The sequence below is a fragment of the Desulfofundulus sp. TPOSR genome, from assembly GCF_011393055.1.
GTDB classification, from domain to species: Bacteria; Bacillota; Desulfotomaculia; order Desulfotomaculales; family Desulfovirgulaceae; genus Desulfofundulus; species Desulfofundulus kuznetsovii.
Genome location: NZ_JAAOEF010000004.1, coordinates 442,969 through 467,946, shown reverse-complemented (window position 1 = coordinate 467,946; position 24,978 = coordinate 442,969). Strand labels below are relative to the sequence as shown.

The following is a 24,978-nucleotide window of genomic DNA, read 5'->3' as shown; positions in this document are numbered from 1 at the left end:
AAACTGATGCACCTGTTCAAGTGGCTTTACCCCGGCTTGCATTTCAAACGCTGGCTGGCCCTGGCCTTTTTGGGCCTGGTGCTGGCTGCTGCCGGCATCGGCCTTATGGGCCGATCTCTGCCCCGGGAGCACCAGGCGGTGCTGGTGGCCTGGTTTGCGGAGCTTTTCGGCCCGGGGCGGGTTTGGATCGGGGGCGCGCTTCTCCTGGTGCTGGGCCTGCCAGCCCTGGTCTACGGGAACTTCAAGGCCTTTAAATCAGTGGTGGATGTTCTGGCACCCGAAGAGCGTACGCGCCTGGCGGATATTATCTATACCCGCCAGCACCTGCGCCGGGGGCCCCGCATAGTGGTAATTGGCGGGGGTACGGGGCTGTCCGTACTGTTGAGGGGCTTGAAAGAGTATACCAGCAATATTACGGCCATTGTTACCGTGGCCGATGATGGTGGGAGTTCCGGCCGGCTGAGGGGGGAGCTGGGCATGCTTCCCCCGGGGGACATCCGCAACTGCCTGGTAGCCCTGGCCGATAAGGAATCGTTGATGGAGGATCTGCTCCAGTACCGCTTTAAAAGCGGCGACCTGGCCGGCCACAACCTGGGCAACCTGCTCCTGGCGGCGCTGAACCACATGGCCGGAGGGTTTCACGAAGCCGTGCAGGCTTTAAGCAAGGTGCTGGCCGTCAGGGGGCAGGTATTGCCCGTTACCCTGCAGAATGTGGTGCTGGGGGCGGAACTATCCGACGGTACGCTGGTATACGGGGAATCTACCATTCCCCGGTGCAGGAAACCCATTAAACGGGTTTTCCTGGTGCCGGGGGATTGCTACCCCCTGCCCGAGGCGCTGCAGGCCATTGCCGGGGCGGATGCGGTGGTATTGGGGCCGGGGAGCCTTTATACCAGCATCCTGCCCAACCTCCTGGTGCGGGGAATTCCGGAGGCCATTGCCCGCACCAGGGCCGTGCGAATTTACGTTTGCAACGTGATGACCCAGCCCGGGGAAACCGACGGTTACGCCGCCAGCGACCATCTCCAGGCCATTTTCACCCACGCCGGTCCCATTGTGGATTACGTGGTGGTCAACCAGGGCGGCATACCGGCCCGGCTGAAGGCACGCTACCGCCGGGAGGGAGCCGTGCCGGTGGCGGTGGATGCGGAGAAACTGCGGCAGATGGGAGTCGAGGTCATTGGTGCCAACCTGGTGCACGAAAGCAACGTGGTCCGCCATCATCCCGATAAACTGGCCCGGCTGATCCTGGAACTGGCCCTCCTGGAGCGCAAAACGGGGGAATCCTTCAGGTTGTTCAACGGCTCTATTAGCGGCGGTTTTCATTCGGGGCGCATGTGACCCCGTTAAAAAGTAAACCACCCTTCCGCGGAAAGCGGAGGGTTTTTTGTCGAAATGGCAGTTGTCAGGGTTAAAGCCGGGTGTTAAGATTTTGTTTAGACATAATAGTACATTTTTCTTAAAAGATCTTATTTTCGGAAAAGAATTCTGGAGGAGTAGATGAGCACAAGGATTTTAACCGCCATCGTGACGCTGCCCTTGCTTTTTCTGCTGGTTCTGGGCGGTAGCCGGCACGCTGCCGATTCCCTGGCCCAGAGCCTGGCCCCTCCCCTCCCGCCGCCTGAGGGAGGAGAGAGAGGGATACCCATTCTGATGTACCACAAGGTAAACCCCGATCCCCGTACGGGAGGCCTGGGGCTGCGGGTGCCCCCGCAGAAGTTCGCCCGGCAAATGGAGTACCTGGCCGGCCACGGGTTTCACACAGTTTCCCTTACCGACGTGGTGGATCACTTCCAAAAGGGCAAACCTCTCCCGCCCCGGCCGGTGGTGATTACCTTTGACGACGGCTACCTGGACAACTACACCCATGCCTTTCCCATACTAAAAAAATACGGTTTTACCGCCACCATCTTTGTGGTGGCCAATACCGTAGGCAAAACCAATGTCTTCGACGCCAAAATCCAGCCGGTCAACAAAATGGCCGGCTGGCGGGAGCTTAAGGAGATGGCCGATTACGGCATAACCATCGGCGCCCATACCCTGGATCACCCCTGCTTGACCCAGATCCCCCTGGAGGAAGCCCGGCGCCAGATAAGGGAAAGCAAGGCCCTGCTGGAAGCCCATCTGGGGCGGCCGGTAGAGGTTTTCTGCTACCCCTATGGTAAGTACAACCATGAGCTGGCCCGGGTGGTGAGGGAAAGCGGGTACCGTGCCGCCGTTACGACCGGGCAGGGGCTGGCAGGCCCCGGGGATGACCCCTTTACCCTGAAACGGGTGCGGGTCAAGGGCAGCTACGACTTGCAGAAGTTCATTACGGAACTGGTGAAGCATTATTATCCCCCCTTACCCCCCTCACCTTAAAGGAAAAGGCCAGAAAAATCTTTCCCCGGTGTGGTATAATATCTTCAAGGTGAACTTAAATGTCCTTTTCTACCCTGACCAAAAATGAACTGGCCCGGGTGGTGGGGAAGGAAAAATGCTGCAAGCTGGCCGAACTGGCCGCCCTGGTCAAAATGGACGGCAGCCTGTCCGTTGGATCGGAACCTGAAGCCGCCCTTACCATCGGTACCGGAAATGCAGCGGTAGCCCGCAAAATATTTTCCCTTTTCAAAGAAATCTTTGGTGTGCACACCGAGGTTCTGGTAAAGCGTAAGAACCGGCTGCGCAAAAAAAACCTCTACCAGGTGCGGGTCTCCCCCCCGACCGGGATGAGCGAAATCCTGCGCCGCCTGGGTATGGCGGATGCCCGGGGCCAGTTGACCGGGGGCATTCCCAGGGAACTGGTGCGCCGGGAATGCTGCCGCCGGGCCTACCTGCGGGGAGCATTCCTGGGGGGGCGGTTCGGTGAACAACCCCGAGGGCACCTATCACCTGGAGATCATCACGGGCAACGCCGAGCATGCCCGGGCGCTTGGCCGGCTGATGGGGGAATTTGGCCTGGAGGCGCGGGTGAGCGCCCGCAAAAACTGGCATGTGGTATATTTAAAGGACAGCGACCAGATTGTAGCCCTGCTGAATATTATGGGAGCCCATACGGCCCTTTTAGATTTTGAAAACGTACGCATATACAAAGACGTGCGCAACCAGGTGAACCGCCTGGTGAACTGTGAAACGGCCAATCTGAACAAAGTAGTGGATGCGGCCCTGCGCCAGGTGGAGAATATCCGTTTCATTGCCGCCACCATGGGGCTGGAAAAGCTTCCGCCGGCTTTGCGGCAGGTAGCCGAGGCCCGCCTGCAGTATCCCGATGCAAGCCTGAGGGAGCTGGGGGAAATACTCGAGCCCCGGGTGGGAAAATCGGGCGTAAACCACCGGCTGCGCAGGCTGGATGAAATCGCCAACAGGCTCCGGCATGGCGGTGAATGAAACAATTACCGTCCGAATATGCTGTTACCGGGCAAAAGGCGGCAGGAGAAACTCGCGGTTTTAGAGAATAAGTATCCTTTTAGAGAGTTAATTAATCTTCCGGGATTTAATTAACGTTATTAATGACGGAGCTTTGGAGGAGTTGAAGGCCCATGCGCCTGGGTTACGGACTTAACGTGGAACAAACGCAAAAGTTAATCATGACTCCCGAGCTGCGTCAGGCCATAACCGTGCTGCAGCTGTCCTCCCTGGAGCTTTCTCTGTATATAGAACAACAGCTGCAGGAGAATCCTCTTCTGGAGCTGCGGGAAGAAGAAGGCGACGGAAACGGGGAAGAAGGAGAATTTGAGTGGGAGCTTGAGAGGGAAGAAGAAAACAGGGAATACGATCTGGACTGGGAGGAGTATTTCCAGGATTCCAGCGATCTGGGTTTTCCCCGGGCGGAGCGGGATCCCGAGCCCCCTGCCCACAATTACGAAAGTTTCCTTTCCCAGGCGCCTACCCTGATGGAACACCTGATGTTCCAGCTGTATTTGAGCAAATGCAGCCCCGAGGCAAGGGTTATCGGCGAATACCTGATCGGCAATATTGACGAGCACGGCTACCTCCAGACCAGTGTGGAGGAGGCCGCCAAGCAGCTGGCCGTACATCCCGGGGCCGTAGAAGAGACGCTGAAACTGATCCAGACCTTTGACCCGCCGGGGGTAGGTGCCCGTACCCTTCAGGAATGCCTGCTCATTCAGGTCAACCAGTTGGGCATTAAAGATACGCTGCTGGAAAAGATTATCCGCTATCACCTGGTGGATCTGGCCAGGGGCAAGCTTAACCGCCTGGCTCAGCAGTTTAATGTCCATGTCCGGGAAATCCAGCGGGTGGCCGATATTTTGAAAACCCTTGACCCGAAGCCCGGCCGTAATTTTTCCACCCCCCATGACGTGCGCTATGTGGTACCGGATATAGTGGTGGAAAAGGTGGGAGACGACTATGTCATCCTTATCAACGATGTATCCGTGCCCCGCCTGACCATCAACCCTACCTACCGCTCCGTGCTAAGCCAGCAGGAAAATTACGACTCCCGCACTCGCCGGTTTGTGGAAAGCAAGCTCAATGCGGCGGCCTGGTTGATCCGCAGCATAGAACAGCGGCGTTTGACCCTTTACAAGGTGGCCAGCTGCCTGGTGCAGCTGCAGCGGGATTTCCTGGACCACGGGGTGAAATATTTGAAACCTCTTAATTTAAAACAGGTGGCTGAAATGGTCGGCCTGCACGAATCTACCGTGAGCCGGGCCACTTCCAACAAGTATATCCAGACCCCCCAGGGAGTATTTGAAATGAAATATTTCTTCCCTACCGGGATCAACAGTGACGGCGGGAACCTGACCTCTGCTGAAAGCATTAAGAAGATGCTCCAGGAAATAGTGGCGGCGGAGGATCCCAAAGAGCCCTTAAATGACCAGAAGATTGCTGAAATTTTATGTAAACAAGGAATTCACATCTCCCGGCGCACCGTAGCTAAATACCGGGGCGAACTGGGCATCCCCCCCGTACAGCAGAGGAAGCGGTACTGAGTCCCTTGGAGATCATCCCGCGGGATATTTCCTTTGCGGCGGCCTGCGCAGATCTGGAAAACCTCCATACACGGGCAGCTTTAAAGGGTACTGTTTTGCAAACGGTACCCAATTTTTTATCTCAATTAACCAGAAAAAGGAGGAACTATTTAACTGGATAGCGAATAAGAATATCATAATTCAAATAAATTTTACTAAATGAGGTATACTATTGAAAGGAGCGAGAGGGAATAATGACGGTAAAAATAGGGATTAATGGTTTCGGCCGGATCGGGAGGAATGTCCTGCGGGCATCGCTCCGGTATCCCGAGATCCAGGTGGTAGCCGTAAACCACAAGTCCCGGCGGCTTCCGGCAAATGGAAACTACGTCCGCACCCTTGCCCACGCTCTGAAATACGATTCGGTGCACGGCCGGCTGGACGCCGACGTGCAGGCCGATGAGCGCTCCCTGGTGGTAAACGACCGGGAGATCGCTGTCTTTGCCGAGGCGGACCCCGCCAGCATCCCCTGGGGCAAACTGGGGGTGGATGTGGTGGTGGAGTCCACCGGCAAATTTAGAACGGCGGAAGATGCCGCCGTCCATCTTTCCAGCGGAGCCAAGAAGGTGATCATCAGCGCCCCGGCCAAGGGCGACGTCCTCACAGTGGTCATGGGCGTTAACGAGGAGCTTTATAATCCTGCCGTACATCATGTGATTTCCAATGCCTCCTGTACCACCAACTGCCTGGCACCGGTGGCCAAAGTGCTGGATGAGCAGTTCGGCATTGTCAAAGGTCTCATGACCACCGTCCATGCCTATACCAACGATCAGCAGATCCTGGATATGCCCCACCGGGACCTGCGCCGGGGCCGGGCCGCCGGCATGAGCATTATTCCCACCACCACCGGTGCGGCCAGGGCGGTGGAGCTGGTGCTCCCGCAACTGAAAGGCAAGTTGAACGGTATGGCCATGCGGGTGCCCACGCCCAATGTCAGCGTGGTGGATTTTGTGGCCCAGCTGCGCCGTCCCGTTACGGCGGAGGAAGTAAACGGAGCTTTGAAGGATGCCTCCGAAGGTGGGCTTAAGGGGATCCTGGCTTACAGCGACCTGCCTTTGGTGTCGGTGGATTACTGCGGGGACCCCCACTCGGCCATTGTGGACGGCCCCTCGACCATGGTCATTGGCGAGGATATGGTTAAAGTGGTGGCCTGGTACGACAATGAATGGGGTTATTCCAATCGCATCCTGGACTTAATTTTATATATGGCCCGGAGAGGATTTTAGTAAAACATGTCAAAGAATATACATAGGCAGGTGTTTCCGGCGGGCCCCTGACGCGGCGCCCGCCGGAACAGGTAATGGGCAATATTAAATAAAAAGGGCGGCGCCCTTCCCCGGCCTTTCGCCGGGAGGGAAGATTACCGCCCGAATATTATGCCGCGAGGGAGGTATATGCGTGATTAAAACCATCCGGGACATGGAAGTAACCGGTAAACGGGTACTGGTACGGGTGGATTTTAACGTACCCCTGGACCAGGAGGGTAATGTTGCCGATGACACCCGGATCCGGGCGGCGCTGCCGACCATACAGTACCTGATTGACAGGCAGGCCAAGGTAATCCTGGCCTCCCATTTGGGGCGTCCCAAGGGCAAAGTGGACGACCGCTACCGCCTGGATCCGGTGGCCCGGCGCCTTTCGGAGTTGCTGGGCAAGCCGGTGGTCAAGGTGGACGACTGTATAGGGGATGAACCCAGGCAGGCCATAAACGGCATGCAGCCCGGCGATGTGGTGCTGCTGGAAAATGTGCGTTTTTACCCCGGGGAGGAAAAAAACGATGAAAAGTTTGCCCGGCAGCTGGCCGAACTGGCCGACGTTTATGTGAACGACGCTTTCGGCACCGCCCACCGGGCCCACGCCTCCACCGAGGGGGTGGCCCACTTTTTGCCCGCCGCGGCCGGGTTCTTGATGGAAAAGGAAATTACCGTGCTGAGCCAGGCCCTGTCCAACCCCACCCGTCCCTTTGTGGCCATCCTGGGTGGGGCCAAGGTTTCCGATAAGATTGGCGTGATTGAAAACCTCCTGGGCAAGGTGGACGCCCTGCTCATTGGCGGGGGCATGGCCAATACCTTCCTGGCCGCCCGGGGTTTTGCGCTGGGCAAGTCGCTGCTGGAAGCGGATCGGGTGGCTCTGGCCCGGGATTTAATGGCCCGGGCGGAAAAGGCGGGCGTCAAGCTGCTGCTGCCCGTGGACCTGGTGGTTGCCGAGGCGGCCCGCCCGGAAGCGGAACCCAGGGTGGTACCGGCGGATGCCGTGCCGGAAGAGTGGATGGCCCTGGACATCGGCCCGAAAACGGTAGAATCCTTTGCCGCCGAAGTGCGCGATGCCGGTACCGTCATCTGGAACGGCCCCATGGGTGTCTTCGAGATGGCCCCCTTTGCCGCGGGCACCTTTGGCCTGGCAAAGGCGCTGGCCGATAGCAAAGCCACCACCATCGTGGGCGGGGGAGATACGGCGGCGGCGGTGGAAAAGGCCGGGGTGGCCGGCAGGATGTCCCATATTTCCACCGGCGGCGGCGCCTCCCTGGAGTTTCTGGAAGGGAAGGTCCTGCCCGGCGTGGCCGTGTTAATGGACACAGGGAAGTGAGGGAGAGATAAACATGCGTATACCCCTTCTGGCGGGTAACTGGAAAATGTATAAGACCGTCACCGAAGCGGTAGAATTCGTGCGGGGGCTAAAAGAGGCCCTGGCCGGCGTCCAGGGGGTGGAGGTGGCCGTCTGTCCCCCCTTTACCGCCCTGTACGCCGTGGCCCGGGAACTGGAGGGCAGCAACATCGTCCTGGGCGCACAGAATATGCACCGGGCCGAAGAAGGAGCCTATACGGGGGAAATTTCCCCGGTCATGTTGAAGGAAATCGGCTGCCGCTACGTGATCCTGGGCCACTCGGAACGGCGGCAGTATTTCGGCGAAAGTGATGAGGATGTCAACGCCAAGGTAAAAGCGGCCCTTAAACACGGGCTCGTTCCCATTGTTTGCGTGGGCGAACGCCTGGAGGAGAGGGAAGCGGGACATACGGAAAGGGTTGTCGGTGCACAGGTGCGCCGTTCACTGGCCGGCCTTTCCGGCACCGAGCTGGCCGGCCTGGTGGTGGCCTACGAGCCGGTGTGGGCCATCGGCACCGGACGCACGGCTTCGCCGGAAGACGCCCAGCAGGTGAACGCCTTTATCCGCTGCCTGCTGGCCGAGATGGGCGGCCGGGAGGCGGCCCGGCAGGTGCGCATCCAGTACGGCGGCAGCGTTAAGCCGGAAAATGCCGCCGAACTGCTGGGGCAGCCCGATATAGACGGCGCCCTGGTGGGCGGCGCCAGCTTGAAGGTGGACAGCTTTGCCGCCATTGTCCGGGCGGCGCTGCGGGAATAGATCGCCAAACGGTGCTTTTGCTGCAAAACAAAGCAGGCCAAACCAGTATTTTCAACATCCTGGAGGTTTCCGATGGAAATAAAGCATATCCCCATGGTCCTGGTTATCCTGGACGGCTGGGGCCTGAGGGATGAACAAAAAGGAAATGCCATAGCACAGGCCAAAACACCCAATATGGATCGCTTTTGGGCCACCTATCCCCACACCACCCTGGGAACATCGGGGGAGGATGTGGGCCTGCCCGACGGCCAGATGGGCAATTCGGAGGTGGGGCACCTCAATATCGGGGCCGGGCGCATTGTCTACCAGGAGCTGACCCGCATTACCCGGGCCATCAGGGACGGCAGCTTTTTTACCAATGAAGCCCTGGTGGCGGCTGTGGAGCATGTCCGGGCCGGCAACGGGGCCCTGCACTTGATGGGCCTTTTGTCCGACGGCGGCGTGCACAGCCACATCACCCACCTTTTTGCCCTGCTGGAACTGGCCAGGAGGCATAATTTGCCGCGGGTATACGTACACTGTTTCCTGGACGGGCGGGACGTTCCCCCCGACAATGCCGGGGAATACATCCGGCAGCTGGAAGAAAAGTGCCGGGAACTGGGTACGGGCAGGATTGCCACGGTCATGGGGCGCTACTACGCCATGGACCGGGACCGCCGCTGGGACCGTACCAGAAGGGCATATGAGGCCATGGTCCTGGGGGAAGGGTTAAAGGCGCCTTCCGCCATGCAGGCCCTGGAAGAATCCTACCGGCGCGGGGAGACCGATGAGTTTGTGCAGCCCACGGTAATTACCGGGGGAGATGCTCCCGTGGCGGTGGTCAAAGACGGCGATGCGGTGATCTTTTATAATTTCCGCCCCGACCGGGCCAGGCAGATCACCCGGGCCTTTGTGGACGAGGATTTTACCGGTTTTGAGCGCCCGGCAAACCGCCCGCGGGTGCATTTTACCTGCATGACCCTTTACGATAAAACCATAAACGCTCCGGTGGCCTTCAAGCCCCACCATCCCACCAACACCCTGGGGGAAGTGATCAGCCGCCTGGGGCTCAAGCAGCTGCGCCTGGCCGAAACGGAAAAATACGCTCATGTCACCTTTTTCTTCAACGGGGGAGTGGAAACGCCCTATCCCGGGGAAGATCGCCTTTTAATTCCCTCTCCCAGGGTGGCCACCTACGATCAGAAACCGGAAATGAGCGCCCCGGAGGTTACGAACGCCTTCCTGGAGCAGCTGGCTGCGGATAAATACCAGGTAATCATCATGAATTATGCCAATGCGGACATGGTGGGCCATACCGGCGACATGGCTGCGGCGGTCAAGGCCATTGAAACCGTAGACCGGTGCCTGGGGAAGGTGGTGGGGGCCGTGCTGGAAAAGCGCGGTACGGTCATTATTACCGCTGATCACGGCAATGCCGATGAAATGCTGGATCCCAACGGGCATCCCCATACCGCCCATACCACCAACCGGGCCCCCTTTATACTGATCGGGGAGGAGCTCGGACAGGTAAAACTCCGTCCGGGGGGCATTCTGGCGGATATTGCCCCAACCATGCTGGACCTGATGGGGATTTCCAGGCCGCCGGAAATGACCGGCGAGTCATTGATTATAGAGCGTTAACCGGGCTGCGCAGTGCGCTCCGGACAGCGCCGCATCTTTGCCATAATACAAGCGAGGAGGAAGAGATTCATGAGCACAACCATAGTTGACGTATACGCCAGGGAGATTCTCGATTCCCGGGGCAACCCCACCGTGGAGGTGGACGTGCTGCTGGAAGACGGCACCCTGGGACGGGCGGCCGTTCCTTCCGGGGCCTCCACCGGCGCCCACGAAGCGGTGGAACTGAGGGATGGCGACCCGTCCCGTTACCTGGGTAAAGGCGTGCAAAAGGCCGTAAACAACGTAATTGAAAAAATCGCCCCCGAGATCATCGGCTTTGACGCCACGGATCAGGTGGGCCTGGACATGACCCTCATCGAGCTGGACGGTACGCCCAACAAGAGCAATCTGGGCGCCAACGCCATCCTGGGTGTTTCCCTGGCCGCGGCCAGGGCGGCGGCCCAGGCGGTGGGGCTACCCCTCTATCAATATCTCGGCGGAGTCAACGCCCGGCGTCTGCCCGTGCCGATGATGAACATTTTGAACGGCGGCAAGCATGCCGACAACAACGTGGACATCCAGGAATTCATGATCATGCCCGTGGGGGCCCCCAGCTTTACCGAAGCCCTGCGGATGGGGGCCGAGGTCTTCCACAACCTGAAAAAGGTGCTCAAGAAGAAGGGCCTGAATACCGCCGTGGGCGACGAGGGCGGCTTTGCGCCCAACCTCGGGTCCAATGAGGAGGCCTGCGCGGTAATTATAGAGGCCATCGAGGCTGCCGGCTACCGGCCGGGGGAAGATGTGGCCCTGGCCATCGATGCCGCGGCCACGGAGTTCTTCAAGGACGGCCGCTACATGCTGGAAGGGAAGACCTTCACCGCGGAGGATTTGATCGATTTTTATGCCTCCCTGGTGGAGCGCTATCCCATCCTTTCCATTGAGGACGGCCTGGCCGAGGACGACTGGGAGAACTGGCCGAAGCTCACCGCCCGCCTGGGTGACAGGGTGCAGCTGGTGGGGGACGACCTTTACGTTACCAATACACAAAGGCTGCAGAAGGGAATCGAACTGCGGGCCAGCAATTCCATTTTGATCAAGGTGAACCAGATCGGCACCCTCACCGAGACCCTGGAAGCCATTGAAATGGCCCGCCGGGCCGGGTTCACCGCGGTGGTCAGTCACCGTTCGGGTGAAACGGAAGATGCCACCATTGCCGACCTGGTGGTGGCCACCGGTACCGGCCTGATCAAGACCGGAGCGCCTTCCCGTACCGACCGGGTGGCCAAGTACAATCAGCTACTGCGCATAGAGGAAGAGCTGGGAGATACAGCTATTTATCCGGGCCGGAACGCTCTGAAAACCTTGCGTCTCTCAAATATCCCGCATGTATAATTGTCAATTATTATTGTTATGTGCTATAATAACAACGAATGGAAGGGGAGGTGCCAGCGGGTGCTAAAGGGCGTTTTAATAGCCTTCCACGTGCTTTTAAGCCTTGCTCTCATCGCAACGGTGCTCTTGCAGTCGGGCAGAAGTGCCGGGCTCTCCGGGGCCATTGCCGGAGGGGCGGAGGTTTTGTTCGGCAAAAAGAAAGGGTTGGACGAATTTTTCAGCAAACTGACTACGGTAGTGGCGGTGTTATTTGCTATTACATCACTGGTTTTGGGCTTATGGATATAAGCCCATTGTCTTATTCTCCGGCAGGCTGCCGGCCACCGGCCAGAAGACTTATATAAAGAAAGGTGTGCGGCGCCTGTTACCGGGAAGGGGAGGTGATTCGGGAGGGGGAGGTTAGGTATTTTTTTTGACAGGTCGTTTTAAAAATTAGCCATGGGGGGGAATATTCTTGGAACAGTCTTGGGTGACCTATTCCGGGATAGTGGCTGCCATTATTGGTATCCTGTTTGCAGGTTATCTGGCCTCATGGGTACTTAGTCGTCCAGCCGGTTCCCAGCGCATGCAGGAAATTTCGGCGGCCATCCAGGAAGGGGCTATGGCCTACCTCAACCGGCAGTATAAGACCATAGCCCTGGTTGGTGTCATAGTAGCTCTGATTATTCTGTTTGGCCTGAACTACTGGACAGCTATTGGCTTTATCATCGGAGCCGTTTTCTCCGGTTTGTGCGGCTACATCGGCATGTACGTGACCACCCGGGGCAATACCCGTGTGGCGGAAGCGGCCAAGTCCGGCATCGGCTATGCCCTGCAGGTGGCCTTCCGGGGCGGTGCCGTGACGGGTATGATGTGCGTGAGCCTGGCCCTTTTGGGCGTATCGGCCATGTACGTCATTTTTAAGGACCCGGTGGCGCTGGTGGGCCTGGGCTTTGGCGGTTCGCTGATCAGCGTGTTTGCCCGTCTGGGCGGCGGCATTTACACCAAGAGTGCCGACGTCGGCGCCGACCTGGTGGGCAAGGTGGAAGCCGGCATTCCCGAAGACGACCCCCGGAACCCGGCGGTTATTGCCGACAACGTGGGTGACAACGTCGGTGACTGTGCCGGTATGGCGGCCGACCTCTTCGAGACCTACGCCGTGACTGCCGTCGGTGCCATGCTCCTTGGTTTCCTGATCTTCAAGGACCAGCCCCAGTTTGTCATTTATCCCATGGTCCTGGGAGCCGTAGCAATCATCGCCTCCATTATCGGTACCTTCTTTGTCCGGATGGGCGGCGGCACCAACATCATGGGCGCCCTGTACAAAGGGCTCTGGGCTTCCGCCATCCTGGCCCTGATCGGCTTCTGGTTTGTCACCGGTGCCGTGTTGGGCTCCACCATCTTCTTCTGGCCTGCTCTCATCGGCGTGGTCGTCACCGTAGCCATCGTGTACATTACCGACTACTATACCTCCAAGAGTTTCCGCCCGGTGAAGTCCATTGCTGAAGCTTCCCAGTCCGGTCACGCCACCAACATCATCACCGGCATTTCGGTGGCCATGGAGTCCGGCGTCCTTCCCGCCATAGTAATTGTAGCCGGTATTCTGGTCTCCTACCTGATCGGTGGCGGCGGGGCGGAAGGTCTCTATGCCATTGGTATTGCTTCCATGGCCATGCTCTCCATGACCGGTATCATCGTGGCCATTGACTCCTACGGGCCCATTACCGACAACGCCGGTGGTATTGCCGAAATGGCCGAACTGCCGGAAGAAGTGCGCAACATTACCGACCCGCTGGATGCCGTGGGCAACACCACCAAAGCGGTGACCAAGGGTTACGCCATCGGTTCTGCCGGTCTGGCGGCCATCGTGCTCTTTGCCGACTACACTCACCACCTGGCGGACTACGTTCCGGGGGAACTGCTCACCTTCTCCATTAACAACCCGTGGGTGCTGGCTGGCCTGTTCATCGGCGCTGCCCTACCCTACCTGTTCTCCTCCCTGGCCATCGGTGCCGTGGGCCGGGCGGCTTACGAAGTGGTCAACGAGGTGCGGCGGCAGTTCCGGGAAATTAAGGGCATTATGGAAGGTACGGCCAAGCCGGAGTACGGCCGCTGCGTGGATATCGTCACCCGCCGTGCCCTGAGAGAAATGATCCTGCCCGGACTGATCCCCGTTCTCTCGCCCGTGATCGTGGGTCTGCTCCTGGGACGGGACGCTCTGGGCGGTATGCTGATGGGCACCATCATCAGCGGTCTCTTCCTGGCCATCTTCCAGACTTCCGGTGGCGGTGCCTGGGACAACGCCAAGAAGTACATTGAAGAAGGCATGTACGGCGGCAAGGGTACTCCCACCCACGCCGCGGCGGTAACCGGCGACACCGTCGGAGACCCGCTGAAGGATACGGCGGGACCGGCCATCAACCCGATGATCAAGATTGTGAATATCGTGGCCCTGCTGATCATCCCGTTGATTGCCAATATCGCCCGCTAGGATCAAAACGGGCATAAAAATGCCCCTGCCGTATGCGGCAGGGGTACTTTTTTATGTGCGTGCTTGAGTTAACTCCCTTTCCAGCTGCTCTTACCCCGGTTCCATTTGCGGTGATTACCGCCTCAACCGAGCAACCCCTGAATGGAAAGGCGGCGCCACACGCCTTTGCCGGTGATGTCGATACTAACCCCGTCCGGGGCCACCCTGGCATTTTTCGGGAGAAATACCTTGAGGCCGTTGGCCTCGGTTTGGTGGAACCTTTCCACATTGGGAGGTGTGCCTGCGTACACGGCAGGCTCATAGGTCATGCCTCCTCACCCGCCGCAGAGTTCCATGACCAGGGTGATGGTATCGGTTTGTTGCAGTATATAGTCCCTGGCCTCGTCGGATACATGTACCTGAACCACAAAAACCACACTCCTATTCTTATGTGATTATTCAATGACCCATAATATTCAGTTAATGTACAGTTGACTTAGTTAAAGCGCGACGTCAGGCACGGCGTTGTCCCGCTCACTCATATGCTCCGCGCCGACAGCACCGCGGCTTGCTTCGGGCCGGCTCTGGCTCTCTGCGGATTGCCCGTAATTAGTTGCGCTTCGTTGTAGGCTTTGAACCAATGTGTATCAAACTTTCTTTTTCGGTTAGCTGATCATGCGTCCTCGAGAGCCGAGCCGGCAGCCTCGCTTCACCGGGTGCTGTTACCGGCGCTTCGCAAAATCGTTCGCTCTAGACAACGCCGTGCCTTTAGGGCGATGGCAGAACGATTACGGGCGCAATGTTAAGTAAACTTTCGAAAGACCTGCATGAATTCATTCATTATGTCTTTAAGTTCCTTGCCTCCCGCCAGGCCCTCCATGATCTCGTCGGCCAGGTGGCAGGCCAGAGTGGTCATGGCCACCTGGTTGATGGCCGCTTTAATAGCTGCCAGCTGGATGACCACCTCGCCGCAGCTGCGCTGGTCCTGGATCATCCTGGATACTCCCCTTACCTGCCCCTCGATGCGCTTTAATCGGGCCAGCAATTCCTCCTGCACTTCCTGCCGGTAAACCGGGTCTTTTTTCATGAAGCCTGCTCCTTTCTCAAGCCCCATACCCCGTATGGTATATAAAAGTTTACTATTAATCCCGCGGTTTGTCAAGAGCAAATACCTAAACTAATATGTCTTGACAATCTGAAAGGACGCGGGTAATATTACAAATGCGACATACCCCTACGGGTATTTGTAAAGGGGGCATAAAAGTTTTTCCAGTAGCCGGCAATCCTGTAAATGGTCCAGAAAAGGAGGAAATTACTATGCTCAAGGAAAAACAGAAAGAGCGCAAACTAAAGCAAAGCTTAACCTGGGTGGGCCTTCCCCTGGTGGCCGTGCTGGGATGGTTCTACCCCTGGCTGGGCTTTTTGCTGCTCGGGTGCATGGTCGGGGCCGTGGGGGTGGCGGCCTTCCGGGGGAGGGCCTGGTGCGACTGGATGTGCCCCCGGGGAGCCTTTTTTGACCTTTTCATCGGTCCCCTGTCCCGCAAGAAGGCCATCCCTTCCTTCCTGCGCAGCCGCGCCGTACGGGTATTCATGCTGGGCTTAATTTTCACCATGATCGGCCTGCAGTGGTACCTGGCCGGGGGAGATGGGGCGGCCATGGGCCTGGCGCTGGTGCGCATTCTCACCATCACCACCCTGGTGGGGATTATCCTGGGGCTGCTTATTCACCCCCGGGCCTGGTGTCACATCTGTCCCATGGGCACCCTGGGCTACTGGCTCTCCCGGGGCAAGGACCCCCTCTCCATCAGCAAGACCTGTACCGGCTGCCGGGCCTGCGCCCGGGCCTGCCCCATGCAGCTGAAACCCTATGAGTACCGACCGGACGGAATTATGGGGGATAATGACTGTATTAAGTGCGGCTCCTGCGTTGCCGCCTGCCCCCGCCGCGCCCTGTCCTTCAGCTCCGGTCACGGTGAAAAGGGAGCTGGCCTGGCGGCCTGATCCCATCCGGTTCTGCTGAAGACTGGCGTTAAAAATGGCCGGCGACAGCCGGCCATTTACCTTAGAGAAGGGTTGTTTTCAGAATCCCTGTGCCTTTTTGAGCCGTTGGCGCTCCGCCCAGAGTTGGTCGGCCACCCGGCCCCACTCCTGGGAGCGACCGTCCAGGCAGGCGGCAGTGGTGCCCTCCAGGACGGTGTCCGCCCCTTCATGGGTCGGGCGGGCGCCGGATTCTTTGACGATGTCCCTCAACGCCTGGGGTACGTCGATAATCGGGCAGGGCCGGAGCAGGTTGTCGTGGAAGGGCTGGCGCTTCTGGTAGGCGGCGAACAGGGGCGAGCGCAGTACTTCGATCAAGCTCTTTTCATTGATGTTGTCCACGGCAAAGTGGACGAAGGCGCAGGGTTCCACTTCCCCGGCGGCGTTGATATGGAAGTAGCGTCGCCCTCCGGCAATACACCCCTCCACCAGTTCGCCGTCGTTCCAGAAGTCGGCAATCTGGATGGGTTTATGGGTGCGGATGTAGGGTATGCGTTCAGCCAGGTAGGCCCTCTGCTCCGGGGTGATCATCAGGTTTACATTGGGGTTGCGGCCGATGGGAATGTAATGGAATGTCCAGCCATAAATAGCTCCTTTATCAATGAGAAAATCGATAAACTCGTCGCTGGTTACTTCCATCACGTTTTCCCTGGTGATGGTGATGGAAACGCCAAAGGCCGCGCCCCGTTCCCGCAGCAGGTCCATGGCCCGCATTACCCTGTCGAAGGTTCCCGGTCCGCGCCGGGCGTCGGTGCGTTCCCGCCACCCTTCCAGGCTGATGGCCGGGGAGAAGTTTCCTACCTCGATAATTCTGTCGGCCATTTTTTCATTGATCAGCGTACCGTTGGTGTAGGCCATGAAAGCCATATCGTGATGTTTGGCCATCAGGTCGAACAGGTGCGGGTAGAGCAGGGGCTCCCCGCCGGAAAACACGATCCAGTAGATGCCCAGCTCTTTGGCTTCGCTGAAAAGGCGGTCCAGCCTCTCCGGGCTCAAGGAGTTCTTGTGGGAATATTTACCCGCCCAGCAGCCCTCACAGGCCAGGTTGCAGGCGCTGGTGGGGTCCACCAGGATGAAGTTGGGAACGTTCACCCCCAGTTTTGCGGACATACTCCTCTGGTGAGGAATACCGAAAATCATGGCGTTCATAAACCAGTTGTATGCCAGCCGGTTACGTATGTTGGGGTGAAGATTTTTGGCCAGCTTGATCATGTACTGCCGGATGGCCGGGTTTTCCCGGAAAGCTGCGGCTATGGTTTCCACCTGGCGCTTGTGGCGCTCCTGAATGGCCAGTAACTTCACCAGGTTTAAGAGACGCGGAAAATTCGTTTCCGGGTTTTTGCTCACGTAGGCCAGAACGTTTTGAGAAAGGTGTGCGGCAAGGAAATTTTTAGCTCGTCCCAGTTTGGAAGTCCCAGAATGCATAAACAGCAACCTCCTGTAAGTTTTTTACATGACCGCTTGCATGCATATCAATATGCATAGGATTTCCCCCCTTTCGCCAAAAAATTCCCCAAGAAACCTAATAGGCCAAAAAGACCCAAAAATATTTTAAAAAAATTACCGTGAACGTTGCAGGGCTTCCGTTAAAAAGCTGGCCAGGAGCCTGCGCTCCTGATTGTCGCATTCGGAAATATGATCCTCAAAGCGGCGGATGCAGGAAAGAATTTTGCTGTTAACCGCATCTTTCATGCTCTTGAGCATGGTTCCGACTGCCAGGCCGGCAAACAGGCTCAAGACCAGCTCGGGTTTGGGGGCCAGTTCGAGGATGTGCTTCAGTGCCGCCATACCCCGGGAGTTAATTTCGTGTATATGGGTGATTAAAAGGGCGATGGTATAGGCACTGAACACCACCGGCAGCTCTATCCGCGACATTTCCTCTAAGAGTTCTTCCTTGATTTTTTGGGGGTTCAGGTTCTTCATATTGTCAACCAGGGATAACAGTTTGCTCCGGGCTGTCGACCAGTCCTCCTGGGTTTTTGATTTTGCTTCCTGTGGGGGCAGGAGCTTAAGGGCCTTTTCCGTCGGTCGAAAAACCACCATTGAACGTCCGGGAGCCTTTTCGTTGCGGCTGAGGGTGTACTCCCTGTGCAGAAAGTCTCCTTTTTCCAGCTCCTTAAGGATGTCGTAGGCCGTCCACTTGCTTACGCCCAGTGCCTGGGCAATGGTGACATAGTGGACGGGAAGACCGGTCTGGTGGAAGAGGTTGACAATTTTATGGAGGAATTCTTTACGCCGTTGGGTAAGGTTCATGGGGTGTCACTCCCAGTGAGAAATGAATCAGGCCCTATCCCAAAAAACCAAAATTTAATTATTATTATACTTTTCCTTTCGGGGCTGTCAAGGTTCCCTCGAAACGTCACCCGTTCTTATTCAGCGCCGGCCCGACGCTACTTGCGATATGACAAATTTTTGGTAAAATATCTTATAAATGTTCAGCGAATCCGGTTGGATGCGGCGCTGTCCTCGCTCACTCCAGTGCTTCGCGCCGACAGCACCGCGGTTCGCTTCGGGCCGGCTCTGGCTCTCTGCGGATTGCCCGTGACTAATTGTACTTCTTTGTAAGCTGTTAACTAATGTGTTTCAAGCTTTTCTTACGCTTAGTCAATCTTGCGTCCTCGAGAGCCGAGCCGGCGGCCTCGCTTCACCGGGTGCTGTTACCGGCGCTTCGCAAGTCGTTCGCTCCGGACAGCGCCGCATCCTCGTCGTTACGGTTTTGCTGAACATTCACGTATACCGTGTTAAAAAAGGGACACTTCTCCATAAGTGTGACGAGTACCTAAAAGCAGGGTGAATGAAGGTTATGTACAGTGTTAGCCGGAGTGACGGCATGTGTTTTGCCTGCAGCCCCAAAAATCCCATCGGCCTGCACCTGGAGTTTTCCCTGGATGGCGATGTTTGCCGGGCCACCTTTACGGCCGGGGAAGAACACCAGGGGTGGGACGGTTTGCTGCACGGCGGCCTCATTGCCACGCTGCTGGACGAGGCCATGGCCCAGTGGCTCTGGCGCCGGGGCGTTGCGGCCATGACGGCGGAAATGCTCACCCGTTTCAGCCGCCCGGTTCCCGTCGGCGTGCCGGTGACCGTGGAAGCCTGGAAGGTGGGCGGTAAAGGGAGGCTGTGGGAGCTTTCCGCCCGCATTATCCTTCCCGGCGGCAGGGTGGCGGCCCGGGCCACGGCCAAGTTTCTGACTATAAAAGAAGGGAGTCTTCAAACGTGACGCGGGATGAAGCCTATACTCTTCTCACCAGGCATTTGAAAACACGCAACCTGGTAAAGCATTCCCTGGCCGTGGAAGCGGTCATGCGCGGCCTGGCCAGGCATTTCGGTCAGGACGAGAATATCTGGGGCCTGGCCGGGTTGCTCCACGACATCGACTACGACTGGACGAAGGACGAGCCCGCCCGGCACAGCATGGAAGGGGCGGACCTGCTGGCTCGCGAGGGTTTGCCGGAGGAAATAGTCTACGCCGTCCGGGCCCACAATGACGCCCACGGCCTGCCCCGGCGGAGCCTGCTGGACAAAGCCCTTTACGCCAGCGACCCCCTCACGGGGCTGATTGTGGCCGGAGCCCTGATCAAGCCGGAAAAGAAGCTCTCGGCCATAGACGTCCCCTTCCTCCTCAACCGCTTCCACGAGAAATCCTTTGCCCAGGGGGCCAACAGGGAACAGATTAAAAGCTGTTCCGAAATGGGCCTTTCCGTGGAGGAGTTCATGGAAATCGGCCTTAAGTCCATGCAGGGTATTGCCGGGGAGATGGGGCTTTAAAGGATGCCGGCCGGCGGGTTCTGTCTGCCGGCTTCTATTTCATACGCGTCCGGTTGCCCCCAGGGGCTTTGGGCCAGAAAATGGAATTGCCTGTTGACATTTGTGCATAGACTGCTATAATAAGTATAGGCTGTTGTAATAAGTATAGGTATTTAAAAAGTTACTTGGCCCAGCCGCCTGGAGGTAGGGCTTTATTTATCAGCAGGGGAGGTGGTCATGGTGGGAAAGGTGGTCACGGTGAACAGGAAAGCCCGCCATGACTATCACATCCTGGAAACCTACGAGGCCGGCATCGCCCTGACCGGCACCGAGGTCAAGTCCCTGCGGGCAGGGCGGGCCAACCTGCAGGACAGCTTCGCGCGTGTTGAAAACGCCGAACTGTTCCTGTATAATATGCACATCAGCCCCTACGACCAGGGCAACCGCTTCAACCACGAGCCCAAGCGGACGCGCAAGCTCCTGATGCATAAAAAGGAGATCCTGCGCTTGCTGGGCAAGAGCCGGGAAAAGGGCCTGGCCCTGATCCCGCTGAAGGTATACTTCAACGACCGGGGCAAGGCCAAGGTGGAACTGGCCCTGGCCCGCGGCAAGAAGGTATACGACAAGCGGGAGGACATGGCCGCCCGGGACGCAAAGCGGGAAATGGAGCGGGCTCTGCGGGGGAAGATGTAATATATGACATGGGGGCGAAAGGTTTCGACGGGGGAAGCGGTGGCAGGAGCAGCGAGCCGGGGTTCCATCAGCCCGTAAAACGGTGGAAAAACAATAACTGCCAACGAAGAATACGCTCTGGCTGCTTAATTTAGCGGCCACATCCTACCCAAGTTCGGCCCGTGACGCGGGATAGGGTGTCAAACTAACGGGCTAGCCGCCGGGACGGTTCTCGGAGGCCCGGCGGGACATTAAAACGAGATAGCCCCTGCGGAGGCTGGCTGTGGCCGCCAAAGGGGCGAAAGCCAAAACACAGCCTGCGCTCGGAGAAACTCCTGTGGCTGTTCTTCCGGACGGTGGGTTCGAATCCCCCCGCCTCCACCAGGGAACAATAACAGACACCCGGAAAGTTGTATCATTAATTTTGGTGTCTGTTTTTTTTATATGTTGGGTACTGTTGCGGGTTCACTCCAAGTAAGCCGATTGCTCAATAGAACCATAGCACTTAATTGACGCAATTATTATACGTTTCAATATTACAGGGGCTTTTAAATGCCGGTCAAATTCATATTTAGCAGGCATGCTTTACTGGAGATGAAAAGCCTGGGGTAATTATTGATTATGATGAAGATGGAAACCCGGTTGGAATTGAAATCCTTGATGCATCCGAGCGTATAACCGAGCCTGCTGGCATCGAGTTTCATCTGCTTCAAGCAAAGTAGATAACTCCTTCAGGGGGTTGGCTAAAACGCAGCCTGCGCTCGGAGAAATTCCTGTGGTAACAAGTGCCCTTGGGCTTAACATCTACTACTTCCCCGGCCTGCTCTTAATTAAGTCGGTCATATCAACCCGTGTAGCGCATAGCAGCTCTTTTACTTCCCCCTGGAAAACCTTGAAGTCCCGCGGCGTGTGCGTACCTTCCACTACCTCAAGACCGGGATAGGCTTCCTTGATTACTTCCATGTACCTGTTCTTAAAGGGGCAGAGTGCGGTCATGCAGTATGAAAGGTGAATGGCATCCACCCTGAACTCGGCCAGGGATCGGACCTTCCTTAAAATTTTTTCCGTGGCACCCAGGGTGGGGCAACCGGCGCAGTTAATTATACCTACGAGTTCCAGTGGCTCTCCGGCGGGGTATTTTTGAAAAAAACCCTTTCGCTTGCGCAAGTCTGCCAGGCATACAACCGAAGCACAATTTAACTCCTGGGTGCAGTTGGAACAGGTAATTATACCAATACGGGCCATAACAATTCCTCCTATCATACATATGTGGATGCATTGTTATTATGTAAGACGCATGAAACACCTTTCAGGTTGCAGAGAATTGTATTTTTCCGGCAACTTTTTCCCGGGGAAATCAGCGGGCCGGAATACATATTTTACCTTGGCCAGGGTGCTGATATCCTCCCAGGGGTTGCCTTCCACGGCCACCAGGAAGGCGGGCCGCCCCGGTTCAATGCGGCCCAGCAGGTGCTCCAGTCCCAGGATGGCCGCGCCGTTGCGGGTGGCGGCCAGAAGAATATCCGCCGGGGAAAGGCCGGCTTTCCGGTAAAGCAGCAGTTCCTCCAGGAAGCCCTGTCCGTGGCATACACCGGTGGCCCCGGCGTCGGTGCCCACCCCCAGGGTAACGCCCATTTCCAGGGCTTTTTTGATCATTTTCACCTGGCGCCGCCAGGTGCGGGTGATGACCTCAACTTCCCGGGCCGTATATTGTACCCGCCATTTTCCCCTTACCTGGCCGGCCACCGGGATTACCGTGGGCACCCAGGCAATACCCCGGGCGGCCATACGGTGCAGGGATTCTTCGCTGATGAAATAGCCGTGCTCTATGGAATCCACCCCGGCTTCCACGGCCAGGCGAACGGCATCGTCCCCGCTGGCGTGGGCCATGATTCTCAGCCCCCGGCTGCGGGCGCGGTAGACTATTCGTTGCAGTTCATCCCGGGTGAACTGGGGTGCGTCCACCCGCCCGTATTGGGAAAAGCTTACTATTCCCGATACCAGAACCTTGAGATGGTCCACTCCCTGCCGGGCCAGGGAATCCACCGCCTTTTCCAGTTCTGCCGGGGTTAAGCCCGGTCCCAGGAAAGAACCGTATTTCCCCTGCCGGTGCAGTGCATGCCCGCAGGCCAGTACCAGAGGCCCGGCCAACCTGCCGGTTATAACCAGTTGTTTTACCTCAAGGCCGATACCCGCCCGATCTCCCCCGTCCCGTACGGCTACAATGCCCCGTTCAAGGGTGTTTGTTAAGTCCGCCTTCACCCGCTCAAGCAATTCCCCCCGGGCGGTCCATTGCTGCCGCGCCCTCGAAAAATCCCTGCCGTCCAGAGCCAGGTGGACGTGGCAGTCGATCAGGCCGGGGATAACGGTGCAGCCAGGAAGCTCAAGGACGTTCATCGGCTCCTTAACAGGGTCATTGCGCTTGTATCCGCCCGTTTGATCGCCGGTTGAAAAGGCCGCTACTTTGCCGTCTTGTAAATAAACAAGCGCTTCCCGGGGCGGCTCCGGCGTCCCGCGCCAGACGCGGGAGGCTTTGATGACCAGGGTCTCACCGGCCTTAAGATTTATCACGGACATGGGGTTACCCTCGTTTCCTAGTCATTACTGCGGAAAAATGAAAAACAAATTTGCTGCCCTTTGGGAACAAAGCAGGTGTTCATAACGTCTATGTTGAAAAGACCTTTAACCATTTTTTATTGAAATAGGAAAAGTAAAACATTAGCACCGCTCCAGCCAGCACTCCGGCACCAAGGCTGGAAAAGGCGAGGATCCAGCCCAGCGGGCCGGGACAAACGTCAAGAATCAGCCCAAAAACCGCGGGGGACACGGTGGCGGCAATATAACCCACAAAGGTCTGCCAGGCCATGATGCGGCCCAGTTTTTCCCGGGGGGCGATTTCCGCCAGCCCTACGGAAAATATGGGTGAATCGGCCGTAACGGTGAAGCTGTAAACCAGGCCTACCAGCGATAAAAGCCACACTGGCGCCGCCAGCAGCCATCCGAAGGTAATGGAACAGGCGGCGCTGGTGAGCATGATGGCCAGGGCGGTGCGGGTACGCCCCAGGCGGTCCGACAACCATCCCGCCAACAGGGTGGAAGGTGCCCCCAACATTACCGAAAGGGCGGTGAGGGTGGCCGCCAAAGAGGTGGGCTGGGCGTAACGATCCTGGAACACGGCAGTTAGAAAAGGGGCCAGCCAGGAGCGCAGGCCGTACATCTCCCACATGTGGCCGGTATAGCCCAGGATGATCAGGGCCATGGCCAGGTTGTGCCGGGCCTTTCCGGCCTGCGGCAGTCCCTTTGCCGGTCCGGGAGAACTGTTTTTCGATACAGGACCGGTCTCTCCAGCTATTTCGGCATTGGTTTCCGGTGTTTTTTCGCGTCTCTTGTAGGGCAAAAAGGCGGCTGCGGGTTGGCGCCACAGCCAGAAAGAAAGGGCAATGGCCCCAAAGCTTACCCCTGCCAGAACCAGGTAGGCCTCCTGCCAGGTTAAAAAAGCGGTAAGGGCCCCGGTGAGGGCGAAGGAAAGGGAGGTGCCCACCAGGTAGGAGGAAACGTAAAAGCCCACTGCCCGGCCGCGGGAGCTGGGGGCCAGGGAAATGACTTTGATCCCGGGCATGTAGATCCCTCCCAGGCCCGCACCGGTCAAGGCCCGTAGCAGGGTTCCCGCCAGGGCTCCCTGGGCGAGCAGGGGAAAGAGGAAATGGGTAACGGCCGATAAAATGGCCCCGCCGGCAAAGACATAACGGGCGTCAATGCGGTCTGTCAGGGGGAGGACCACCAGGGCGGCCGCCACGTATCCGGCCTGGAAGGCGGCAACCATCATCCCGGCTTCGGCATGGCTGATCCCCCATTGTTTTTCCACCAGGGGGAGGACGGCCGGCAGGCAGTAGGACGGCACCAGCACCAGCAATTGAATTAAAGCCAACTGTCCTATAGGGATATGTGTTTCCTCTCTGATATCGCGCATTTTGTCCGTTGTCACCTGCCAGGAGTTACTGGTCAAATAATTCTTCTTTCAGCTCCAAACCCCTGCCTGGCAACAGGTTAAAAGCACTTTTTCTACTGTGCTGGCTAACAAGTTATGAGCCGTACTCCCCCCGGTTGAGGAAGCCTGGGCATGCTTTTTGTAAGGAAAGAATGCAGCAAACGCCTGAAGGAAAGCCCTCATTTCCTCCCGGCTTGCGTCGTGTTCCCGGTGTGCCGTTAATAAGGGGTTATTTGGTTCAAGGATAATATTTACAATGTTGTAACATCACTTCCTGGCGGTTCATATTATGTAATTGGAATCTGCGCCCGGGTGCATTCTCATGAATTCATACGAGGAGGAATTCGGTATGGCTATCTTTTGTCCTGGCGCTTTACCCTGTAGAATTACTGGGGTAGTTGTAGGAGCCCTTATTGCAGCTCTCGCTCTGGTCCTCATCGGTATTATGGCCATCTTCAATTGCATCGTAGCTTGCCCCGTACTGTTTATCCTGGCTGTTCTGGCCTTTATTCTGGGCATCGCCATTATTATCGCCTAAAGCAAGCCATGTGCTTTAACGAGAGGATAATCAGCACAGTTATGTACACGCCTGAGACTCAATCAGGCGTGTTTAGTTTCCATCACCTTTTTCAAGGCCGTGTAAATTTCAGTGGTGCCAGAAGGAGAGCGACCCCCAAAAAGAAAGAAACCTCGCCCCAGGAAGTAGGCAAGTTCTCCAACGCGAAGGCCGGGAAAAAAGAGCAGCGGTTTTTGCTGATAT

The 24,978-nt window shown here is 57.3% G+C and carries 22 protein-coding genes, 1 other RNA gene and 2 pseudogenes; 18 read left to right on the top strand and 7 right to left on the bottom strand.

What is annotated here, in order from left to right; translation table 11 throughout:
* Positions 1-6 precede the first annotated feature (6 nt).
* The 11 genes and pseudogenes from yvcK (at position 7) to G7K71_RS17960 (ending at position 13,795) form a co-directional block, all read left to right on the top strand.
* Positions 7-1,341 carry a gluconeogenesis factor YvcK family protein gene (yvcK, locus tag G7K71_RS18010; protein ID WP_166349394.1) on the top strand — a complete coding sequence of 445 codons (1,335 nt, stop codon included), beginning with the start codon at positions 7-9 and terminating at the stop codon, positions 1,339-1,341.
* Positions 1,342-1,500: 159 nt separating this feature from the next.
* Complete coding sequence (locus G7K71_RS18005) at positions 1,501-2,361, top strand: polysaccharide deacetylase family protein (protein WP_166349391.1); 861 nt, start codon at positions 1,501-1,503, stop codon at positions 2,359-2,361.
* A 59-nt stretch (positions 2,362-2,420) separates the two neighbouring features.
* Positions 2,421-3,366: pseudogene (gene whiA, locus G7K71_RS18000) on the top strand (DNA-binding protein WhiA).
* Between the two features lie 152 nt (positions 3,367-3,518).
* The gene (gene rpoN, locus G7K71_RS17995; protein ID WP_013824288.1) at positions 3,519-4,934 is read left to right on the top strand and encodes an RNA polymerase factor sigma-54; all 1,416 of its coding nucleotides are present in this window, start codon (positions 3,519-3,521) and stop codon (positions 4,932-4,934) included.
* A 233-nt stretch (positions 4,935-5,167) separates the two neighbouring features.
* Entirely contained in the window at positions 5,168-6,199 is a 1,032-nt protein-coding gene (gap, locus tag G7K71_RS17990) for a type I glyceraldehyde-3-phosphate dehydrogenase (protein ID WP_013824287.1), read from the top strand.
* A 193-nt stretch (positions 6,200-6,392) separates the two neighbouring features.
* Positions 6,393-7,559, top strand: coding sequence for a phosphoglycerate kinase (locus tag G7K71_RS17985; RefSeq protein WP_166349623.1), 1,167 nt, complete (start codon positions 6,393-6,395; stop codon positions 7,557-7,559).
* 13 nt (positions 7,560-7,572) lie between these two features.
* Positions 7,573-8,334 (top strand): triose-phosphate isomerase, encoded by a 762-nt coding sequence (tpiA, locus tag G7K71_RS17980; protein WP_166349388.1) that lies wholly within the window; start codon positions 7,573-7,575, stop codon positions 8,332-8,334.
* A gap of 72 nt (positions 8,335-8,406) precedes the next feature.
* Positions 8,407-9,954, top strand: a complete 1,548-nt coding sequence (gene gpmI, locus G7K71_RS17975; protein ID WP_166349385.1) for a 2,3-bisphosphoglycerate-independent phosphoglycerate mutase — start codon at positions 8,407-8,409, stop codon at positions 9,952-9,954.
* A gap of 69 nt (positions 9,955-10,023) precedes the next feature.
* A complete protein-coding gene (gene eno, locus G7K71_RS17970; protein WP_166349382.1) occupies positions 10,024-11,325 on the top strand; it encodes a phosphopyruvate hydratase in 1,302 nt (433 codons plus the stop codon).
* A 60-nt stretch (positions 11,326-11,385) separates the two neighbouring features.
* A complete protein-coding gene (secG, locus tag G7K71_RS19655; RefSeq protein ID WP_013824282.1) occupies positions 11,386-11,613 on the top strand; it encodes a preprotein translocase subunit SecG in 228 nt (75 codons plus the stop codon).
* Between the two features lie 166 nt (positions 11,614-11,779).
* Positions 11,780-13,795 carry a sodium-translocating pyrophosphatase gene (locus tag G7K71_RS17960; protein WP_166349379.1) on the top strand — a complete coding sequence of 672 codons (2,016 nt, stop codon included), beginning with the start codon at positions 11,780-11,782 and terminating at the stop codon, positions 13,793-13,795.
* A gap of 122 nt (positions 13,796-13,917) precedes the next feature.
* On the opposite strand, the gene G7K71_RS17955 is transcribed toward G7K71_RS17960, so the two are convergent.
* Both G7K71_RS17955 and G7K71_RS17950 read right to left on the bottom strand, forming a co-directional pair.
* A complete protein-coding gene (locus G7K71_RS17955; RefSeq protein WP_263870383.1) occupies positions 13,918-14,202 on the bottom strand; it encodes a CC/Se motif family (seleno)protein in 285 nt (94 codons plus the stop codon).
* 374 nt (positions 14,203-14,576) lie between these two features.
* Positions 14,577-14,861 (bottom strand): metal-sensitive transcriptional regulator, encoded by a 285-nt coding sequence (locus tag G7K71_RS17950; RefSeq protein ID WP_013824278.1) that lies wholly within the window; start codon positions 14,859-14,861, stop codon positions 14,577-14,579.
* Between the two features lie 230 nt (positions 14,862-15,091).
* Here G7K71_RS17950 and G7K71_RS17945 point away from each other — a divergent pair, with 230 nt between their 5' ends.
* Positions 15,092-15,775, top strand: a complete 684-nt coding sequence (locus G7K71_RS17945; protein WP_166349377.1) for a 4Fe-4S binding protein — start codon at positions 15,092-15,094, stop codon at positions 15,773-15,775.
* A gap of 78 nt (positions 15,776-15,853) precedes the next feature.
* Here G7K71_RS17945 and G7K71_RS17940 read toward each other — a convergent pair whose 3' ends face one another.
* Both G7K71_RS17940 and G7K71_RS17935 read right to left on the bottom strand, forming a co-directional pair.
* The gene (locus G7K71_RS17940; protein ID WP_013824276.1) at positions 15,854-17,236 is read right to left on the bottom strand and encodes a radical SAM protein; all 1,383 of its coding nucleotides are present in this window, start codon (positions 17,234-17,236) and stop codon (positions 15,854-15,856) included.
* A 135-nt stretch (positions 17,237-17,371) separates the two neighbouring features.
* Positions 17,372-18,064 carry a LexA family transcriptional regulator gene (locus G7K71_RS17935; protein ID WP_013824275.1) on the bottom strand — a complete coding sequence of 231 codons (693 nt, stop codon included), beginning with the start codon at positions 18,062-18,064 and terminating at the stop codon, positions 17,372-17,374.
* Positions 18,065-18,614: 550 nt separating this feature from the next.
* Between G7K71_RS17935 and G7K71_RS17930 the strand changes: the two genes are divergently transcribed.
* The 5 genes and pseudogenes from G7K71_RS17930 to G7K71_RS20310 form a co-directional block, all read left to right on the top strand.
* Entirely contained in the window at positions 18,615-19,031 is a 417-nt protein-coding gene (locus G7K71_RS17930; RefSeq protein WP_243175094.1) for a PaaI family thioesterase, read from the top strand.
* Positions 19,028-19,579, top strand: a complete 552-nt coding sequence (locus tag G7K71_RS17925; RefSeq protein ID WP_166349372.1) for an HD domain-containing protein — start codon at positions 19,028-19,030, stop codon at positions 19,577-19,579. Before G7K71_RS17930 ends, G7K71_RS17925 begins: the two co-directional genes overlap by 4 nt.
* A gap of 216 nt (positions 19,580-19,795) precedes the next feature.
* A complete protein-coding gene (smpB, locus tag G7K71_RS17920) occupies positions 19,796-20,251 on the top strand; it encodes an SsrA-binding protein SmpB (protein WP_013824272.1) in 456 nt (151 codons plus the stop codon).
* A 10-nt stretch (positions 20,252-20,261) separates the two neighbouring features.
* Positions 20,262-20,614: a transfer-messenger RNA gene (gene ssrA, locus G7K71_RS17915) on the top strand.
* 218 nt (positions 20,615-20,832) lie between these two features.
* A pseudogene (locus G7K71_RS20310) lies at positions 20,833-20,952 on the top strand (DUF2283 domain-containing protein); the annotation flags it as partial.
* A gap of 85 nt (positions 20,953-21,037) precedes the next feature.
* On the opposite strand, the gene G7K71_RS17905 reads toward G7K71_RS20310, so the two are convergent.
* The 3 genes from G7K71_RS17905 to G7K71_RS17895 all read right to left on the bottom strand — a co-directional run bounded on the left by G7K71_RS17905 (position 21,038) and on the right by G7K71_RS17895 (position 24,200).
* On the bottom strand, positions 21,038-21,475 hold the full coding sequence (locus G7K71_RS17905; protein WP_166349369.1) for a CGGC domain-containing protein: 438 nt from the start codon (positions 21,473-21,475) through the stop codon (positions 21,038-21,040).
* Positions 21,476-21,514: 39 nt separating this feature from the next.
* A complete protein-coding gene (locus tag G7K71_RS17900; protein WP_166349366.1) occupies positions 21,515-22,807 on the bottom strand; it encodes an amidohydrolase family protein in 1,293 nt (430 codons plus the stop codon).
* 88 nt (positions 22,808-22,895) lie between these two features.
* The gene (locus tag G7K71_RS17895; protein ID WP_013824269.1) at positions 22,896-24,200 is read right to left on the bottom strand and encodes an MFS transporter; all 1,305 of its coding nucleotides are present in this window, start codon (positions 24,198-24,200) and stop codon (positions 22,896-22,898) included.
* 367 nt (positions 24,201-24,567) lie between these two features.
* On the opposite strand from G7K71_RS17895, the gene G7K71_RS17890 reads away from it, so the two are divergent.
* Complete coding sequence (locus G7K71_RS17890; protein WP_013824268.1) at positions 24,568-24,756, top strand: hypothetical protein; 189 nt, start codon at positions 24,568-24,570, stop codon at positions 24,754-24,756.
* The last annotated feature ends 222 nt before the right edge of the window (positions 24,757-24,978 follow it).

Excerpts from the sequence above, each read along its gene's own strand:
- rpoN (WP_013824288.1), top strand. The coding sequence starts at position 3,519 with ATGCGCCTGGGTTACGGACTTAACGTGGAACAAACGCAAAAGTTAATC.
- G7K71_RS17945 (WP_166349377.1), top strand. The coding sequence starts at position 15,092 with ATGCTCAAGGAAAAACAGAAAGAGCGCAAACTAAAGCAAAGCTTAACC.
- G7K71_RS17935 (WP_013824275.1), bottom strand. The coding sequence starts at position 18,064 with ATGAACCTTACCCAACGGCGTAAAGAATTCCTCCATAAAATTGTCAAC.
- yvcK (WP_166349394.1), top strand. The coding sequence starts at position 7 with ATGCACCTGTTCAAGTGGCTTTACCCCGGCTTGCATTTCAAACGCTGG.
- G7K71_RS17930 (WP_243175094.1), top strand. The coding sequence starts at position 18,615 with ATGTACAGTGTTAGCCGGAGTGACGGCATGTGTTTTGCCTGCAGCCCC.
- gpmI (WP_166349385.1), top strand. The coding sequence starts at position 8,407 with ATGGAAATAAAGCATATCCCCATGGTCCTGGTTATCCTGGACGGCTGG.
- G7K71_RS17985 (WP_166349623.1), top strand. The coding sequence starts at position 6,393 with ATGGAAGTAACCGGTAAACGGGTACTGGTACGGGTGGATTTTAACGTA.
- gap (WP_013824287.1), top strand. The coding sequence starts at position 5,168 with ATGACGGTAAAAATAGGGATTAATGGTTTCGGCCGGATCGGGAGGAAT.
- G7K71_RS17900 (WP_166349366.1), bottom strand. The coding sequence starts at position 22,807 with ATGTCCGTGATAAATCTTAAGGCCGGTGAGACCCTGGTCATCAAAGCC.
- smpB (WP_013824272.1), top strand. The coding sequence starts at position 19,796 with ATGGTGGGAAAGGTGGTCACGGTGAACAGGAAAGCCCGCCATGACTAT.
- G7K71_RS17950 (WP_013824278.1), bottom strand. The coding sequence starts at position 14,861 with ATGAAAAAAGACCCGGTTTACCGGCAGGAAGTGCAGGAGGAATTGCTG.
- eno (WP_166349382.1), top strand. The coding sequence starts at position 10,024 with ATGAGCACAACCATAGTTGACGTATACGCCAGGGAGATTCTCGATTCC.
- G7K71_RS17905 (WP_166349369.1), bottom strand. The coding sequence starts at position 21,475 with ATGGCCCGTATTGGTATAATTACCTGTTCCAACTGCACCCAGGAGTTA.
- G7K71_RS17895 (WP_013824269.1), bottom strand. The coding sequence starts at position 24,200 with ATGCGCGATATCAGAGAGGAAACACATATCCCTATAGGACAGTTGGCT.
- G7K71_RS17890 (WP_013824268.1), top strand. The coding sequence starts at position 24,568 with ATGGCTATCTTTTGTCCTGGCGCTTTACCCTGTAGAATTACTGGGGTA.
- tpiA (WP_166349388.1), top strand. The coding sequence starts at position 7,573 with ATGCGTATACCCCTTCTGGCGGGTAACTGGAAAATGTATAAGACCGTC.
- G7K71_RS17940 (WP_013824276.1), bottom strand. The coding sequence starts at position 17,236 with ATGCATTCTGGGACTTCCAAACTGGGACGAGCTAAAAATTTCCTTGCC.
- G7K71_RS18005 (WP_166349391.1), top strand. The coding sequence starts at position 1,501 with ATGAGCACAAGGATTTTAACCGCCATCGTGACGCTGCCCTTGCTTTTT.